This window comes from Streptomyces hoynatensis (assembly GCF_003626535.1).
GTDB classification, from domain to species: Bacteria; Actinomycetota; Actinomycetes; order Streptomycetales; family Streptomycetaceae; genus Streptomyces; species Streptomyces hoynatensis.
Window position 1 is genome coordinate 18,764 of the sequence record NZ_RBAL01000023.1, and the last position, 15,318, is coordinate 34,081.

The window sequence follows — 15,318 nt, forward strand, 5'->3', positions numbered from 1 at the left end:
ACACACGATCATGCCGGAGACCATGCGAGCCGCGGTGCTGCACGCCCCGGGCGACATCCGCACCGAGAACGTCCCGGTGCCGACACCCGCGCCGGACGAGGCACTGGTCCGCGTCGCCGCCTGCGGCGTCTGCGGCTCCGACATCGCGCGCATGCTCCGCGAGGGCGGCTCGTACCACCTGCCGCTGATCTGCGGGCACGAGTTCGCCGGGCACGTCGTCGCGCTGGGCGAGGAGGTGGCGGCCGCGGGCACCGTCCGCGAGGGCGACCTGGTGGCCGTGCCGCCGCTGATCCCCTGCCGCCGGTGCGCCTCCTGCGCCCAGGGCAACTTCAGCCTGTGCGAGGACTACGACTACTTCGGGAGCCGCCGCCCCGGCGCCTACGCCGAGTACGTGACCGTCCCCGCCGGGAACCTGATGGTGCTGCCCGCCGACCTCGACCCGCGCGCCGCCGCCATGCTCGACCCGGCCGCCATCGCGCTGCACGCCGTCTGGCGGACCAAGCTGCGCCTCGGCCACCGCGTCGCGGTCATCGGCGCCGGGCCCATCGGCCTGTTCGCCATCCAGTGGGCGCGCCTGTCCGGCGCGAGCGAGGTGCTGTCCGTGGACGTCAGCGAGCAGAAGGCGGCCATGGCCCTGGAGGCCGGCGCCACGCACACGGCCACCACCCCCGAGCAGGCGCGCGAGCTGGCGGGGGACGGCTACGACGCCGTCGTCGAGTCCGCCGGGGTGCCCGCGACCGCCGACCAGGCCGTCTCGCTGGCCGCCCGCCACGGCGAGGCGGTGTTCATCGGCATACCCCACGACCCGGTGGTCCTGCCGAAGGTGTCCTTCAGCAGCTTCCTGCGCCGCGAGGTCTCCCTGCACGGCGCGTGGAACTCCTTCTCCGCCCCCTTCCCCGGCGAGGAGTGGCGGGTGGCGGCGGCGGCCATGCACGACGGGCGGCTGCGCTGGAAGTTCATGATCACCCACGAGCTCGGCCTCGACGCGCTGCCCACCACCCTGCACCAGCTCGGCGAGCGGTCGATCTTCAGCTCCAAGGTCCTCTTCCTCCCCGGCGGGGAACGGCCGTGACCGCCGGCGCCGGCGCCGCCCCCGGGCTGCTCGCCATCGACCTCGGCACCGAGAGCGCCAGGGTCGCGGTGTACGGGCCGGAGGGCACGCTGCTGGGCGAGAGCGCCAGCGGCTACCCGACCTCGTACCCGCGCCCCGGCTGGGCGGAGCAGAACCCGGAGGACTGGTGGGGCGCGGTGGTGACCGCGACGCGGGCGGCGCACGCCGCGGCAGGCGCCCCGCCCCTCGCCGGGGTGGCGGTGGCCACCACCGCCTCCACCGTGGCCGTACTCGACGCCGCGGGCCGCCCGTTGCGCCCGGCGCTGCTGTGGATGGACAGCCGGGCCAGCGTGGAGTCGGCGGACACCGCGGCCTGCACGCATCCGGTGCTGCGGTACGCGGGCGGCGGCGACGCCGTCGAATGGCTCGTGCCCAAGGCCATGTGGCTGGCCAGGCACGAACCGGACACGTACCGCGCCGCCGCGCGCATCACCGAGGCGGTCGACTACCTCGTGTGGCGCCTGACCGGCGAGTGGGCCGGCTCGCAGATGAACGCCGTCTGCAAGTGGAACCACGATCCGCTGGGCGGGGGCCTCCCCGAGGACCTGTACGCCGCGTTCGGGGTGCCCGACCTGCGGGAGAAGCTGCCGGGCCGCATCGTCCCCGTGGGCGACCCCATCGCCCCGCTCGGCCCGGCCGCCAGGGAGGAACTCGGCATCGCCCAGGCCGCCGTGGTCTCCTCGGGCGGCATCGACGCCCACCTCTCGCTGCTCGCCGTCGGCGGGCCGCGCGCCGGCCGGGTGTCCGTCGTCTCCGGCACCTCGACCGCGTTCGTCACCGAGATCGACGAGCCCGTCTTCCCGCCCACCGTGTGGGGCCCCTACCCGGACGCCCTCAGCCGGGGCCGCTGGCTGATCGAGGGCGGCCAGGTCACCTCGGGCTCCGTGCTGACCTGGGTCGGCGAGCAATTGCTCGGCCGCCCGCGGGAACGGCTCCCCGAGCTGATCGCGCGGGCCGCCGCGCTGCCCCCGGGCGACCACGGCCTCGTCGTGCTGGACTACTTCATGGGGAACCGCACCCCGCTGCGCGACCCGCGGCTGCGCGGCGCCGTCCTCGGCCTGACGGCCGGAACGCTGCCCGAGGAGGTCTACCGGGCGGCGGTCGAAGGAGTCGCCTACGGCACCAGGCAGGTGCTGGAGTCGTTCGTCGCGGGCGGCGTGCCGGTGGACGAGGTGTTCGTCTCCGGCGGCATCAGGCACAATCCGCTGTGGCTGCGCGCCACCGCGGACGCCGTGGGCAGGCCGCTGCGCCTGGTCCGCGGCGGCAACCTGACGCTGCGCGCCTGCGCGGTCATCGCCGCGGCCGGCGTCGGCGGCGGCGCGGCACGGCTGAACGAGCTGGCCGCGGCCTTCGCCCCGGAGTTCGAACTCGTCGAGCCCGACCCCGGCACCCAGGACCGCTACGAGCGCGGCTACGCCGACTACCTGCTGGCCACCGAGGCCACCCGGCCCGTGGCGCACCGGCTCAGCGCGCCCGACCGGGCCCTGGGCTCCTCCCCCGCGGGCAGGCGGCCATGACCGGCGCGCCCGACCTCGACCTGCTCTACCGGGTCGCCGTCCTGTACTACGAGCACAACCGCACCCAGGAACAGATCGGGGAGGAACTCCACTTCACCCGCTGGAAGGTGGGCCGCCTGCTGTCGGAGGCGCGGGAGGCCGGCATCGTCAGGATCGAGGTGCTGCACCCCAAGACCCGGATGCGGGACCTGGAGGAGCGGCTGACCCTGACCTTCGGGCTGCGGGACGCCGTCGTGGTGGCCAGTTCCGCCGCCGAGGACGACGAGGCCCTGCGGGCCAGGGTCGCCGAGGCGGGCGCGGACTACCTGGCCAGGCTGCGGCCCTCGCCGCGGCTGCTCGGCGTCTCCTGGGGCCGCACGCTGGACCGGCTCGCCCACTCGCTTGTCCCCGGCTGGGCGAACGGCGTCCACGTGGTGCAGATCAACGGCGGACTCAGCCGCTCCCTGCGCCCCAGCTCCGCCCAGGACATGGCCAGCCGGATCGCGCACCAGGGCCGCGGCACCGTCACCGTGCTGCCCACCCCGGCGATCGTCGAACAGGAGGCCACCCGGCGGCTGCTGGAGGGCGACCCCGCCGTGGCCGAGGTGCTGGCGCAGGCGGCGGCGGCCGACACCGCCCTGTTCAGCCCGGGCGGGGTCGACCAGGACTCGGTGCTGGTCGGCTCCGGCTACCTGGGCGCCGACGACCTCGCCAGGCTGACCGAGGCCGGCGCCGTCGGCGACGTCGCCGGCCGGTTCATCGACGCCGCGGGGCGCGTCGTCGACCCGGAACTCGACGCCAGAACGCTGGGCGTGCCGCTGGACGTGCTGCGCGCACGGCCCGTCTCCGTGGCCGTCGTCTCCGGCGTCGCCAAGCACGCGGTGTGCGCCGCCGTGGTCACCAGCGGCCTGTGCAACACCCTCGTCACCGACGACTACACCGCTTCCCATCTACTCGACCCCGACGCCTGCGAGGACCGGTGAGCGCACCATGAACGAAGCGCACGAGACACGGAGGGCGGACGGCACCGGGACCGCGCGGGCGGCCGCCCCGGCCCCGCGGCCGCCGCGGCTGACGATGCGCGGCATCGTCAAACGCTTCCCGGGCACCCGCGCCCTCGACCACGCGGAACTGACCGTGCGCGGCGGGGAGACGCACTGCCTGCTCGGCGAGAACGGCGCCGGCAAGAGCACCCTGATGAAGGTGCTCGCCGGCTCGCACCAGCCCGACGAGGGCGAGATCCTCATCGACGGCGAACGCGTCTCCCTCTCCAGCCCCCAGCAGGGGCTCGCCGCCGGCATCGCGGTCATCTACCAGGAACTCGACCTGGTCCCCGACCTGACGGTCGCCCAGAACCTGCTGCTCGGCCGCGCCCCCACCCGCGGGCCGATCGTCCGCGGCAGGCGGCGCATCGAACTCGCCAGGGCCGCCATCGCCCGCGTCGGCGGCGACTTCCCCGTCACCGCCAAGGTGCGCGACCTGCCCATCGCGGCCCAGCAGTTGACCGCCATCGCCAAGGCGCTGACCAGCGACGCGCGGATCATCGTGATGGACGAGCCCTCGGCCACCCTCGGCGAGGAGGACCTGCGGAAGGTGTTCGCGCTGGTCCGCTCGCTCACCGCGGAGGGCCGCTCCGTCATCTACATCTCGCACCGCATGGACGAGGTGATGGAGATCGGCGACCGCGCCACCGTGCTGCGCGACGGCCGCACGGTCGCCGTCCGCGAGCTCGCCGAGACCACCGCGGCCGAACTCGTCTCCGACATGATCGGCGAGTCCCGCGAACTGGTGGGCACCGTGGACCGCCCGCGGCCCGAGGGCCCGCCGCTGCTGGAGATCCGCAGCGTGCACCGCGAGGGACTCATCGACGTGCAGGGCATCGAGGTGCGGGCCGGCGAGGTCGTCGGCCTCGCCGGGCTCGGCGGGGCGGGCCGCACCACCCTGCTCAGGTCCCTGTTCGGCGACGGGCACGCGGCGGTTTCGCTGCGCCTCGCGGGCGCCGAGGTGCGGCTGCACAGCCCGGCCGCCGCGGTGCGGGCCGGCCTGGCGCTGGTGCCCGAGAGCCGCAAGGAACAGGGCCTGATGCTCGGCCTCTCCGTCGGCCGCAACGCCGGCATCGCCTCGCTGGGCCGGCCGCCGTGGCTGGCGCCCCGCCGCGCCGGGCGGCGCGCCTCGGCGGACGCGCTGTCCGGGCTCGGCGTGCGGCACGCCTCCGCCGACCAGCTGGTCGGACAGCTGTCGGGCGGCAACCAGCAGAAGGTGGTGCTGGCCAAGTGGATCAGCCGCGGCGGCCTGCGCGTCCTGCTGCTCGACGAGCCGACCCGCGGCCTCGACGTGGGGGCCAAGGCCGATCTCTACCGGCAGGTCAGGAAGCTCGCCGACGAGGGCGTCGCGGTGCTGCTCGCCAGCAGCGAACTCACCGAGCTGACCGCCAACACCGACCTCGTCTGGGTGCTGTACGAGGGCCGCAACGTGGCCTGCTTCGACCCGCGCACGACCGCCGAGCGCGACATCGCCCACACCGTCATCACCGGAACGTCCCCCGATTCTGGAGCAACACCATGACCACACCATCCTCCGGGCCGAAGACGGCCTGGCAGGCAGCGCCGTCCGCGGCGGGAACGGGGCCCGGCGGCTCCGGGCCCGCCGAAGCGGCCAGGGCACTGCTGCGCGGCCGTGGCGCCGAACTCGTCGTCAAGTTCAACCTGGTGCTCGTCTTCCTGGTGCTGTGCGCCGTGGCCAGCGTGCTGGCGCCCGAGTTCCTCACCACCCGCAACCTGTCGAACCTCCTCCAGCAGTCCGCGCTGACGGGCATCGTGGCCATCGGCATGACCCTGGTCGTCCTGACCTCGGGCATCGACCTGTCGGTGGGCAGCGTCGCCGCCTTCGGCGGGATGACCGTGGCCCTGCTGATGGACCACGACATGAACTACGTGCTCGCCATGCTCATCAGCCTGGCCGCGGGGGCCGGCTTCGGCGCGATCATGGGCGGCCTGTCCGCCTACCTGACGCTGCCGGCGTTCATGACCACCCTGGCCGGGCTCACCGCCATCCGGGGCCTGGCCTACCTGCTGTCCGACGGCGAACCCGTGAACGCCGACCAGTCGCACACCTTCCAGCTCATCGGCGGCGGGTTCATCGGCACCATCCCCATCGCGGGACTCATCTTCCTCGGCGTCACCATCCTGGCCGCGCTGGTGCTGCGCGGCACCACCTTCGGCGAGTACGTCTACGCGGTCGGCAGCAACAAGGAGGCCGCCCGGCTCTCCGGACTGCCGGTCCGCGGGGTCATCACCGCCGTCTTCGCCATCTCCGGCGCCCTCGCGGCGCTGTCCGGGGTCCTGCTGACCTCGCGGCTGACCATCGGCCAGCCCACCGCGTTCGACGGCCTGGAACTCGACGCCATCGCCGCCGTCGTGCTCGGCGGCACCAACCTCTTCGGCGGGCGGGGCGGCGTGCTCGGCACCTTCGTCGCCGTGCTGCTGCTGTCCGTCGTGCGCAACCTGTGCAACCTGATGGGCCTCGACTCCTTCTTCCAGATGGTCGTCACCGGGCTCATCCTCGTGGTCGCGCTGATCCTCAACGTGACGATAGAGAAGCGGGGTTCCCGTGCCTGACACAGCGACCTTCCCCGGCCCGGGAGCGAGCAACGCGGCGTGGCGCGCCTTCCTCCACGGCCTGCCGGGCGTCGACGCGGTCGGCCTCCAGGAGCGCGCGGCCCGGCTGGGCACGCGGTCGATCAAGGAGTCGGCGAAGGGCTTCGCGATCGACACGGCGATCTCCATGATCGACCTCACCACCCTGGAGGGCGCCGACACGCCCGGCAGGGTGCGGGCACTGTGCGCCAAGGCCGCGGGCCCCGAGCCCACCGACCGCTCGGTGCCCAGGGCGGCGGCGGTCTGCGTCTACCCGGACCTGGTGGGCACCGCGGTGGAGGCGCTGCGCGGCACCGGCGTCGCCGTGGCCTCGGTGGCCACCGCCTTCCCCTCGGGGCGCGCCCCCCTGGAGGCCAAGCTCGTGGACACCAGGGCGGCCGTGGCGGCGGGCGCCGCCGAGATCGACATGGTGATCGACCGCGGCGCGTTCCTCGCCGGCGACTACCTGGCGGTCTTCGAGGAGATCGCGGCGATCCGGGAGGCGTGCGGCGACGCGCACCTGAAGGTCATCCTGGAGACCGGGGAGCTGGTGACCTACGACAACATCCGGCGCGCCTGCTGGCTGGCGATGCTGGCGGGGGCCGACTTCGTCAAGACCTCGACCGGGAAGGTCGCGGTGAACGCCACCCCGGCCAACACCCTGCTGCTGCTCCTGGCGGTGCGGGACTTCCTGGCGGCCACCGGGCGCCAGGTGGGGGTCAAGGCGGCGGGCGGGATACGCACCTCGAAGGACGCGGTGAAGTACCTCGTGCTGGTCAACGAGACCGTGGGCCCCGCCTGGCTGACGCCGCGGTGGTTCCGCCTGGGCGCCTCAAGTCTGTTGAACGACCTGCTGATGCAGCGGCACAAGCTGCGCACCGGCTCGTACTCCGGGCCCGACTACGTGACGGTGGACTGAACTGATGCCTGAACCCACGCCTGAACCCACGCCCGCCCCGCGGGCGGAGAACCCCTTCGCCTACAGCCCGGCCCCGCAGTCCGCTTCGGTGGCCGCCCTCGCCCCCTCCTACGGGCTGTTCATCGACGGCGAGTTCCGTCCCGCGGCGGACGGCCGGGTGTTCAAGACGGTCGCCCCCGCCTCCGAGGAGGCGCTGTCCGAGGTGGCCGAGGCCGGCCAGGAGGACGTGGCCGCCGCCGTCGCCGCCGCCCGGGCGGCCTTCCCCGCCTGGTCGGCGCTGCCGGGGGCGGAACGCGCCAAGTACCTCTTCCGGATCGCCCGCCTGATCCAGGAGCGGTCCCGGGAGCTGGCGGTGCTGGAGTCCCTGGACAACGGCAAGCCGATCCGCGAGTCGCGGGACGTGGACCTGCCGCTGGTGGCCGCGCACTTCTTCTACTACGCCGGCTGGGCGGACAAGCTGGAGCACGCGGGATTCGGGCCGCGGCCGCGCCCGCTGGGGGTGGCCGGGCAGGTCATTCCCTGGAACTTCCCGCTGCTGATGCTCGCCTGGAAGGTCGCCCCCGCGCTGGCCTGCGGGAACACCGTCGTCCTCAAGCCGGCCGAGACCACCCCGCTGACCGCGCTCAGGTTCGCCGAGATCTGCGTCCAGGCCGGCCTGCCGCGCGGCGTGGTCAACATCCTCACCGGCGACGGCGCCGCGGGCGCCGCCCTGGTGGCCCACCCCGGCGTCGACAAGGTGGCCTTCACCGGCTCCACCGCGGTCGGCCGCGAGATCGCCCGCACGGTCGCGGGCAGCCGCAAGCGGCTCACCCTGGAACTGGGCGGCAAGGCGGCGAACATCGTCTTCGAGGACGCGCCGGTGGACCAGGCCGTCGAGGGCATCGTGGACGGCATCTTCTTCAACCAGGGCCACGTGTGCTGCGCGGGATCGCGCCTGCTGGTGCAGGAGTCGGTGGCCGAGGAGGTGGTCGCCGCGCTGAAGGAGCGGATGCGCACCCTCCGGGTGGGGGACCCGCTGGACAAGAACACCGACATCGGCGCCGTCAACTCCGCCGCGCAGCTCGCCCGCATCAGCGAGCTCGCCGCGGCCGGCGAGGCGGAGGGGGCCGAGCGCTGGTCGCCCCCCTGTGAACTGCCCGAGACCGGCTGGTGGTTCGCGCCGACGCTGTTCACGCACGTCTCGCAGGCGCACCGGATCGCCCGCGAGGAGATCTTCGGGCCCGTGCTGTCGGTGCTGACCTTCCGCACGCCCGAGGAGGCCGTCGCGAAGGCCAACAACACCCCCTACGGGCTGTCCGCCGGCATCTGGACCGAGAAGGGCTCCCGCATCCTGTGGATGGCCGACAGGCTGCGGGCCGGCGTCGTCTGGGCCAACACCTTCAACAAGTTCGATCCCACCTCGCCCTTCGGCGGCTACCAGGAGTCCGGCTACGGCCGGGAGGGCGGCCGGCACGGACTGGAGGCGTACCTCAATGCCTGAGACAAAGCCTGAGACACAGCCCGGGACGAAGCCCGAAACGAAGCCCGGGACCGCGCGGAACGGGAAGGCCCCGGGGAAGGCGGCGCGGGCCGCGAAGCCCGCGCGCGCCGCCGCGGGGGAGGCCGCCGCGCCCGCGCCGGCCGCCGTGCCCGGGCCGCTGGCCGTGCTGAAGACGTACAAGCTGTACCTCGGGGGCGCGTTCCCCCGCTCGGAGAGTGGACGCACCTACGCCGTGACCGACCACACCGGCCGCTGGCTGGCCAACGCACCCCTCGCCTCGCGCAAGGACGCCAGGGACGCGGTCGTCGCCGCGCGCCGGGCCTTCCCCCGCTGGTCGGGGGCCACGGCCTACCTGCGCGGGCAGATCCTGTACCGCATCGCGGAGATGCTCCAGTCCCGCGGCGAGCAGTTCGCCGCCGAGGTCGCCGCCGCGGAGGGCGTCACCACGGAGGAGGCGGCCCGCCTCGTCGCGGCCACGATCGACCGCTGGGTCTGGTACGCGGGCTGGACCGACAAGATCACGCAGATCGGCGGCGGCGCCAACCCCGTGGCCGGCCCCTACTTCAACCTCTCCACTCCCGAGCCGACCGGGGTGGTGGCCGTCCTGGCGCCCCGCGACTCGGCTCTGCTCGGCCTCGTCTCGGTGCTGGCCCCCGTGCTCGCCACCGGCAACACCGCCGTGCTGGTGACCTCGCACCCCCGTCCGCTGCCCGCGCTCACCCTCGCCGAGGTGCTCGCCACCTCGGACCTGCCGGCGGGCGTGGTCAACATCCTGTCCGGCGACCCGGCGGAACTCGGCCCGCCGCTCGCCGCCCACCAGGACGTCAACGCCCTCGACCTGACCGGCGCGGCCCCGGACGAGGCGCGTGACCTGGAGGTGGCCGCCGCGCACACCCTCAAGCGCCTGCACCGCCCCGACCCGGACGAGGACTGGCAGGCGGCCCCGGGGCTCGCCCGCCTCAGGTCCTTCCTGGAGACCAAGACGGTCTGGCACCCGAAGGGGATCTGACCCCGGAACGCCGGGCCTTCGCGTCCCGCCACGCCCTGGCGTGGCGGGACGCGGCGCGTTCAGGCCGTCTCGGCGCGGCCGACCTCGGGCGGGAAGGGGATGACGGCGACCGTCACGTTGTCGTGGCCACCGGAGTCGAGGGCGTGCCGCACCATCTGCCGCGCCGTGGGCAGCGGGGCCGAGCGGGCCTCGGCCGGCACGACCTGCGCCATCTCCTCGGCGGTCTCCGCGTAGTTCCACAGCCCGTCGGTGCAGACGATGATCACGCCGGGCCGGTCCGGCTTGAACGAGGCGGTGTGCGGCTCCACCTCCTGCGCGTCGGCGCCGAGCCAGGCGGTGATGGCGTGGGCGCGGTGGTCGGCCATCGCCTCGGCCTCGCTGAGCAGCCCGGCGGCGACCATCTGCGCGGCCCAGGAGTCGTCCTCGGTGAGCCTGGCGGGGGCGGCGTCCGGCTCGTCCGGCACCCAGTACGCGCGGCTGTCGCCGATCCAGCCGACGGTGAGGGTGCGGCCCGTGGTGACCGCGCTGACGATCGTGCAGGCGGGGGAGTTGCGGCCCGGCTCGGGCTCCACGCCCTCCGCCAGCGCGCTGACCGCGGCCGCCGCGCTGAGCACCGCGTCGTGGGTGGCCTGCTGCCCCGAGACGCCCCGCGGCAGCGCCGCGAGCAGCGACTCCATGGCGGCCTCGGCCGCGGCGGCGGAGGCCTCGTCCGGCCGGGTGGAGGAGGAGACCCCGTCGCACACCACGGCGATGACCGCGGGCGAGCCGTCGGGCAGGGCGGTGGCGGAGACGGTGAACGCGTCCTCGTTGCGGTGGTGGCGCAGCCCGAGGTCGCTGACCGCGGCCACCCCGCCGAGGGCCCGCTCCACGTGGTCCCGCTTGCCGGGCTGGGCGCGCCCGCACTCGCCGCAGTAGCCCTCGGCGTCCACCTCGCCCACGCCGCACACCACGCACAGCGGGCGGGCCGCCTCGCGGGGCGGCGCGGCCTGGGTGCGCGGGTCGGGCGCGGCGGCCGCCTCGGCCGCGGCGGCCGGGGCGGGCGTGGGCGTGAACGGCGGCCCGGTGGGCGGCGGGGGCACCGAGGCCCGCGGATCGGGCAGGGCACTGGGCGCGTTCGGCGCGTTCGGCGCGTTGGGCCCGCTGGGGGCGTGGGAGGCGTGCGGGGCGGGCGCGTTCGGGGTGGGCGCGTGCGGGGTGCGCGGGTCGCGCGGCGCGCTCGGCGCCTCCCCGGCCTCGGGGGCCTCCCCGGCCTCGGGGGCCGCGGCGGGCGGCGCCGCGCCCGCCGCCTGCGGCGCGTGGCCCTCCGGCGTCCTGGGGTCGCGGGCCCTGGGGTCGGGCGCGGCCTCGCGCAGCGGCGGCGGCAGGGTGAAGTCGTGCTCCGTGGGCGTGTAGCCCGGGTCGGCGGGCGGGTCTGCCGGGTCGGCGAGGGTGTAGTCCCCGGTCTCGTCCCCGTCGGGACCGCCCGCCCCCGCCGGCTCGGCCGCCCCTTCGGGGAACTCCGGCCCCTCCGGCGCCGCCGGGTCTTCCGGCTGCCCGGCCCCGTCCTCCGCCGCTTCCGCCTCCTCCTCGCCCAAGGCCCGCGCGCGGCGCGGGTCGGGCGGGACGGGGTACGGGGCAGGCGCCGGGTGGGCCGCGGCCGGGGAGGTGCGGGCGACGGCGGCAGCCGCCTGCAGATCCGTGCCGCAGACCCCGCAGAAGCGGTCGTCGTCCTCCAGAGGCTCCCCGCAGCCGGGGCAGGCGGAGAGTTGGTCGAGCTGCGGCATCGTCACACCCATGTCCTAGGGCGGAAGCGGTTCGCCGCCTCCACCAGTTCGGTCCGTTCAGTACTGGTTGGCGCCAGCCGGGCGAGCCGCCGGTACGAGCGTTCGAGGCCGCGCCTCACCCCGTTCTCGTCCAGCGGAGCGCCCAGCAGGTCGTGCCGGGTATCCGCGTGCCGGTGGGGTGGCCCGGCCGGCGCGGAGAGGACCCAGTCCAGCGCGGAGCCCAGCACCTCACAGGACAGCTGTTCACCCAGCCATGGTTCCAGGCCGGCCTCCTTGAGCAGCGCGACCTGCCGTCCCGCCGCCAGCAGATCCGGCAGCAGGTCCTCGCTGGCCGCCCGCTGGCGGAGCCTGGCCCGCACGGCGGCGACGCGGGCCGCCGTGTAGTGGGCCGAGGTCTCCGGCACCGACTCCAGGGCCGCCACCGCCCCCGCGCGGTCCCCGGCGGCAAGACGCACCCGGGCCAGGCCGAACCCGGCGCTGACGTGGCTCGGGTCCGTCGTCCACACCAGCCCGTAGTAGTCGGCCGCGTTGTCCAGCTGGCCCAGCACCTCGGCGCACACCGCGAGCGCCAGCTTGGGCGCCACCTCGCCGGGGAACGCGTCGTAGACGGCGTCGAAGGACAGCGCCGCCGTCTCCCAGTCCTCGGTGAGCAGCGCGGTCAGGCCCCGGTGCCACACCACGCGCCAGTCGCGGCCGTGCCGCTCGCTCAGCGCCGCGAGCCGCTCCCTGGCCGCGGCCAGCGCCTGCGCGCTGGCCGGCACCTGCCCCGCCTCCCGGTCGGCGCCCTGCCCCTGTTCGGGGAGCGCCGGCCCGGCGGACAGCTCCAGGTAGGCGCGCAGTTCGCGGAGCCTGAGTTCCAGGGAGTCGGTGGGCGCCGAGCGCAGGGCGACGACCAGGTCGGCCGGCGCCGTCGCCACCAGGCCGGCGAGGAAGCCGGCGTTCGGGTCCCGCTCGTCGACCCGCGGCATCGGCAGGGCCAGCACGATCTGCTTCACGTCCGGCGGCACCGTCTGCGGCACGGCCGGCAGCGCGGGCTCGGCGGGTGCCGCCGCCCGGCCGCGCCGCCGCCCCGCCCGCCCCGGCTGCCGGACGCCGAGCCGGGAGACCACGCCGCTCGGCCCCGGCACCACATCGGTGTCCACCACCCGCTGCTCCGGCCCGAACAGCTGGGAGAACGCCGGCTGCGGCTGCCCGGTCCTCACCGCGACGACCTCCCGCAGCACCCCCGTCAGCTGCTCGGCCATCTCCCGGGCGGAGGCGAACCTGCGCCACGGGTCCGGGTCGGTGGCCCGCACCAGGAACCGGTAGAACGACTCGTACTCCTGGAAGACCTCGATGTTCTCCGGCTCGGGCAGGCTGTCGGCGTAGATCGTCGTGTAGCCCTGGAAGTCGAAGGTGAGCACGGCCAGGGTCCTGGCCACCGTGTACAGGTCGGAGGCCACCGAGGGACCCAGCTCCGGCACCTCGGGCGCCTGGTAGCCGACGGTGCCGTAGATCGCGCTCTCGTGGTCGTCCATGCGCCGCACGGCGCCCATGTCGATCAGCTTCAGCTGGTCGTCCTGCTGGATCGCGTTGTCCACCTTGAAGTCGCAGTACAGCAGGTTGCGGCTGTGCAGGTAGCCCAGCGCGTCCAGGGCCTCGATGCCGTAGGCGCACGCCTGCTCCACCGGCAGCGGGTCCCGGCGGCCGTCCGGGGTGCGCCTGGCGTTGGCGATCTCCTTCAGCGACTTGCCGCCGACGTACTCCATGACGATGTAGCCGTCCATGCTGCCGGTGCGGCGGTCGAGGTGCTCGACGAAGTTGTAGATCCGCACGATGCTGGAGTGCTCGATCTCCGCCAGGAAACGCCGCTCGGAGATCGCCGCGGCCATCGCGTCCTCGTCCCCGGTGTCCAGCAGGCCCTTGAGCACCACCCACCGGTCGGAGACGGCGCGGTCGATCGCCAGGTAGATCCAGCCGAGCCCGCCGTGCGCCAGGCAGCCCGCGATCTCGTACTGGTCCTTGACCACGTCGCCCGGCTGGAGCTTGGGCAGGAACGAGTACGGGTGGCCGCACTTGGTGCAGAAGCCCTCCGTGCGCCCCGGCCGCCCGTTGCGGGCCCGGCCCACCGGGGCCCCGCAGTCGCTGTTGCCGCAGAACCGCTTCCGCTCGGGCACCTCGGGGTCTTCGAGCACCGCGGCCAGCGGGTCGGGGCGCGGCACCTCCGGCATCGCCACCAGGCCCACCCCGAGCCGCGAGCGGGTGGAGCCGGTCCCGGAACGCGAGCTGCGCACCGAGACGGAACGGCCGGACAGCTTGCCCGAGACCGCGCGCGAGAGCCGCCCGGAGACCGAGCGGCGCGAGAACTGGGACCGCGAGGAGGGCCGGCTGCCGCCGCTGTTCGCGGTGCCCTCGCCGAGGAGTTCCGCGGGCAGGCCCGTGATGCCGGTGGCCACGCCGCCGATCAGGCCCTCCGGGGAGACCACGGGGGCCAGCCCGCAGGTGTCGCAGTACAACTCGCCCTCGCCCACGTCCTCGTAGCCGCCCAGGCAGCCGGGGCGCTGGCAGAGGCCGACGCGTTCCCGGCTCACGCGTGCCACCTCCGCTCCACGGGCTCCCCCGGCTCCTCGGCCGCCAGCGCCTCCGCGGCGGCCTGCTGGTAGCGCAGCACCGCGAGTTCCGCGGCGCGCAGGTCGCAGGGCGCCGTCCACAGCAGCCGCCGCGCCGCGTCGTAGCGCTCCACGAGCAGCGGCTCTTCGGCCTTGCCGCACCTGGCGGTCCGCGCCTTGTACGCGTCGAGCCGGCCGCGCAGTTCGGCCCGCACCGCGAGCGGCGCGGTCACCGCGGCCAGCGAGTCCCGCGCCCTGGTCAGCTCCTGCTCGGCGCGTTCCTCCAGCGATTCGAGCAGCGGCGAGAGCCGGTGCCACTGGGCGCGGCGCCTGAAGTCGGCCGCGGCGGCCAGCTGTTCCTGCAAGGCGGTCGGCGGCCCGTTGACCGCGGGCACCTCGGAGGCGGCGATCTTCGCCAGCACCTCGCCGCGCGCGGTGCGCGCCTCGGCCAGCGTGCGGTCGGCCCGGGAGAGCACGTCACGCAGCCGCACCAGCCGTTCCTCGGCGTCCTTGCGCACCCCGATGACGGCCTCGACCTCGCGCCTGATGTCGTCCAGGGCGCGGGCCGAGCGGTCGTAGCGCGCGGTGTCGGGCCGCCCGCCGCCCGGGGCGCTGCTGCCGCCGTCGGGAATCCAGAACGCCAGCGGGTCGGCGATCACCTCGGCCCGCAGCTCCTTCAGGTCCTCGGTGACCCGGCGCAGCTCGTCCCCGGCCGGGTGGGCGCCGGGCCGCACGCCCACCGAGTGGGCCAGATCCCGCAGCCGGTGCAGCTCGGTGGACAGCATGTCTATCCGGGCCGGCAGCGCGGACCACACGGCCTCGGCGGCGATCACCGCGTCGAGCACCTCGGCGTACCCGGCGTTCATCCGCCCGATCAGCTCGGCCCAGCGGAGGCGTTCGACGGGCCTGCCGTCCGGCCCGGCGACGAGCAGGCCGCCCTCCTCGCCGAGTACCTCGCCGAGCCGGGTCAGGTCCTCGCGGGTGGGGAAGCGGCGGCGCGACCGCAGCTCCCGCGCGGCGTCCAGGGTCGCGGTGAAGGCGTCGAAGCAGGCCCACAGCGAGGCCGCGGTCCGCTCGGCGCGGGCCCAGCGCTCCCGGGTGATCCCGGTCAGCTCGGCGCCTTCGAGCAGTCTGCGGCCCGCGTGGTCCTGCAACGCGAGCAGGGACGACTCGATCGCCTCGTGCTCGGCGGCGAGCCGCGCCAGCGCGCGGTCGGCCTCTTCCCGGCCGAGCATCTTTCCGCCGGAATCCGGGGCCATCGCTCTCCCCTCTGCTGTCTGCTGTGTTCGTACCGCAATCTTTCCCCCGCCCGCCCTC

General features: G+C 75.0%; 11 protein-coding genes. 8 read left to right on the plus strand and 3 right to left on the minus strand.

Annotated features, from left to right (window positions below; translation table 11 throughout):
• The first annotated feature begins 10 nt into the window (after positions 1–10).
• The 8 genes from D7294_RS27115 (at position 11) to D7294_RS27150 (ending at position 9,650) form a co-directional block, all read left to right on the plus strand.
• Positions 11–1,072 (plus strand): galactitol-1-phosphate 5-dehydrogenase, encoded by a 1,062-nt coding sequence (locus D7294_RS27115; RefSeq protein WP_206619574.1) that lies wholly within the window; start codon positions 11–13, stop codon positions 1,070–1,072.
• Positions 1,069–2,628 carry an FGGY-family carbohydrate kinase gene (locus D7294_RS27120; protein ID WP_158674702.1) on the plus strand — a complete coding sequence of 520 codons (1,560 nt, stop codon included), beginning with the start codon at positions 1,069–1,071 and terminating at the stop codon, positions 2,626–2,628. Before D7294_RS27115 ends, D7294_RS27120 begins: the two co-directional genes overlap by 4 nt.
• Positions 2,625–3,590, plus strand: a complete 966-nt coding sequence (locus D7294_RS27125) for a sugar-binding transcriptional regulator (RefSeq protein ID WP_120684390.1) — start codon at positions 2,625–2,627, stop codon at positions 3,588–3,590. Before D7294_RS27120 ends, D7294_RS27125 begins: the two co-directional genes overlap by 4 nt.
• A gap of 7 nt (positions 3,591–3,597) precedes the next feature.
• Positions 3,598–5,172 (plus strand): sugar ABC transporter ATP-binding protein, encoded by a 1,575-nt coding sequence (locus D7294_RS27130; RefSeq protein WP_174248457.1) that lies wholly within the window; start codon positions 3,598–3,600, stop codon positions 5,170–5,172.
• The gene (locus tag D7294_RS27135) at positions 5,169–6,224 is read left to right on the plus strand and encodes an ABC transporter permease (RefSeq protein WP_120684392.1); all 1,056 of its coding nucleotides are present in this window, start codon (positions 5,169–5,171) and stop codon (positions 6,222–6,224) included. Before D7294_RS27130 ends, D7294_RS27135 begins: the two co-directional genes overlap by 4 nt.
• Complete coding sequence (gene deoC, locus D7294_RS27140; protein WP_120684394.1) at positions 6,217–7,161, plus strand: deoxyribose-phosphate aldolase; 945 nt, start codon at positions 6,217–6,219, stop codon at positions 7,159–7,161. The genes D7294_RS27135 and deoC overlap by 8 nt, the downstream gene beginning before the upstream one ends.
• A 4-nt stretch (positions 7,162–7,165) precedes the next feature.
• On the plus strand, positions 7,166–8,641 hold the full coding sequence (locus tag D7294_RS27145) for an aldehyde dehydrogenase family protein (protein ID WP_120684396.1): 1,476 nt from the start codon (positions 7,166–7,168) through the stop codon (positions 8,639–8,641).
• A 145-nt stretch (positions 8,642–8,786) separates the two neighbouring features.
• Entirely contained in the window at positions 8,787–9,650 is an 864-nt protein-coding gene (locus D7294_RS27150) for an aldehyde dehydrogenase family protein (RefSeq protein ID WP_241562657.1), read from the plus strand.
• A 59-nt stretch (positions 9,651–9,709) separates the two neighbouring features.
• Here the strand turns inward: D7294_RS27150 and D7294_RS27155 are convergent, their stop codons facing one another.
• Genes D7294_RS27155 through D7294_RS27165 form a run of 3 tightly spaced genes read right to left on the minus strand, consistent with a single transcriptional unit; the run spans position 9,710 to position 15,260 of the window.
• On the minus strand, positions 9,710–11,413 hold the full coding sequence (locus tag D7294_RS27155; RefSeq protein WP_120684400.1) for a PP2C family protein-serine/threonine phosphatase: 1,704 nt from the start codon (positions 11,411–11,413) through the stop codon (positions 9,710–9,712).
• A 2-nt stretch (positions 11,414–11,415) separates the two neighbouring features.
• Positions 11,416–13,992: a serine/threonine-protein kinase gene (locus tag D7294_RS27160; RefSeq protein ID WP_422070747.1), complete on the minus strand. Its 2,577-nt coding sequence runs from the start codon at positions 13,990–13,992 to the stop codon at positions 11,416–11,418.
• Complete coding sequence (locus tag D7294_RS27165; protein WP_120684404.1) at positions 13,980–15,260, minus strand: hypothetical protein; 1,281 nt, start codon at positions 15,258–15,260, stop codon at positions 13,980–13,982. Before D7294_RS27165 ends, D7294_RS27160 begins: the two co-directional genes overlap by 13 nt.
• Between the last annotated feature and the right edge of the window lie 58 nt (positions 15,261–15,318).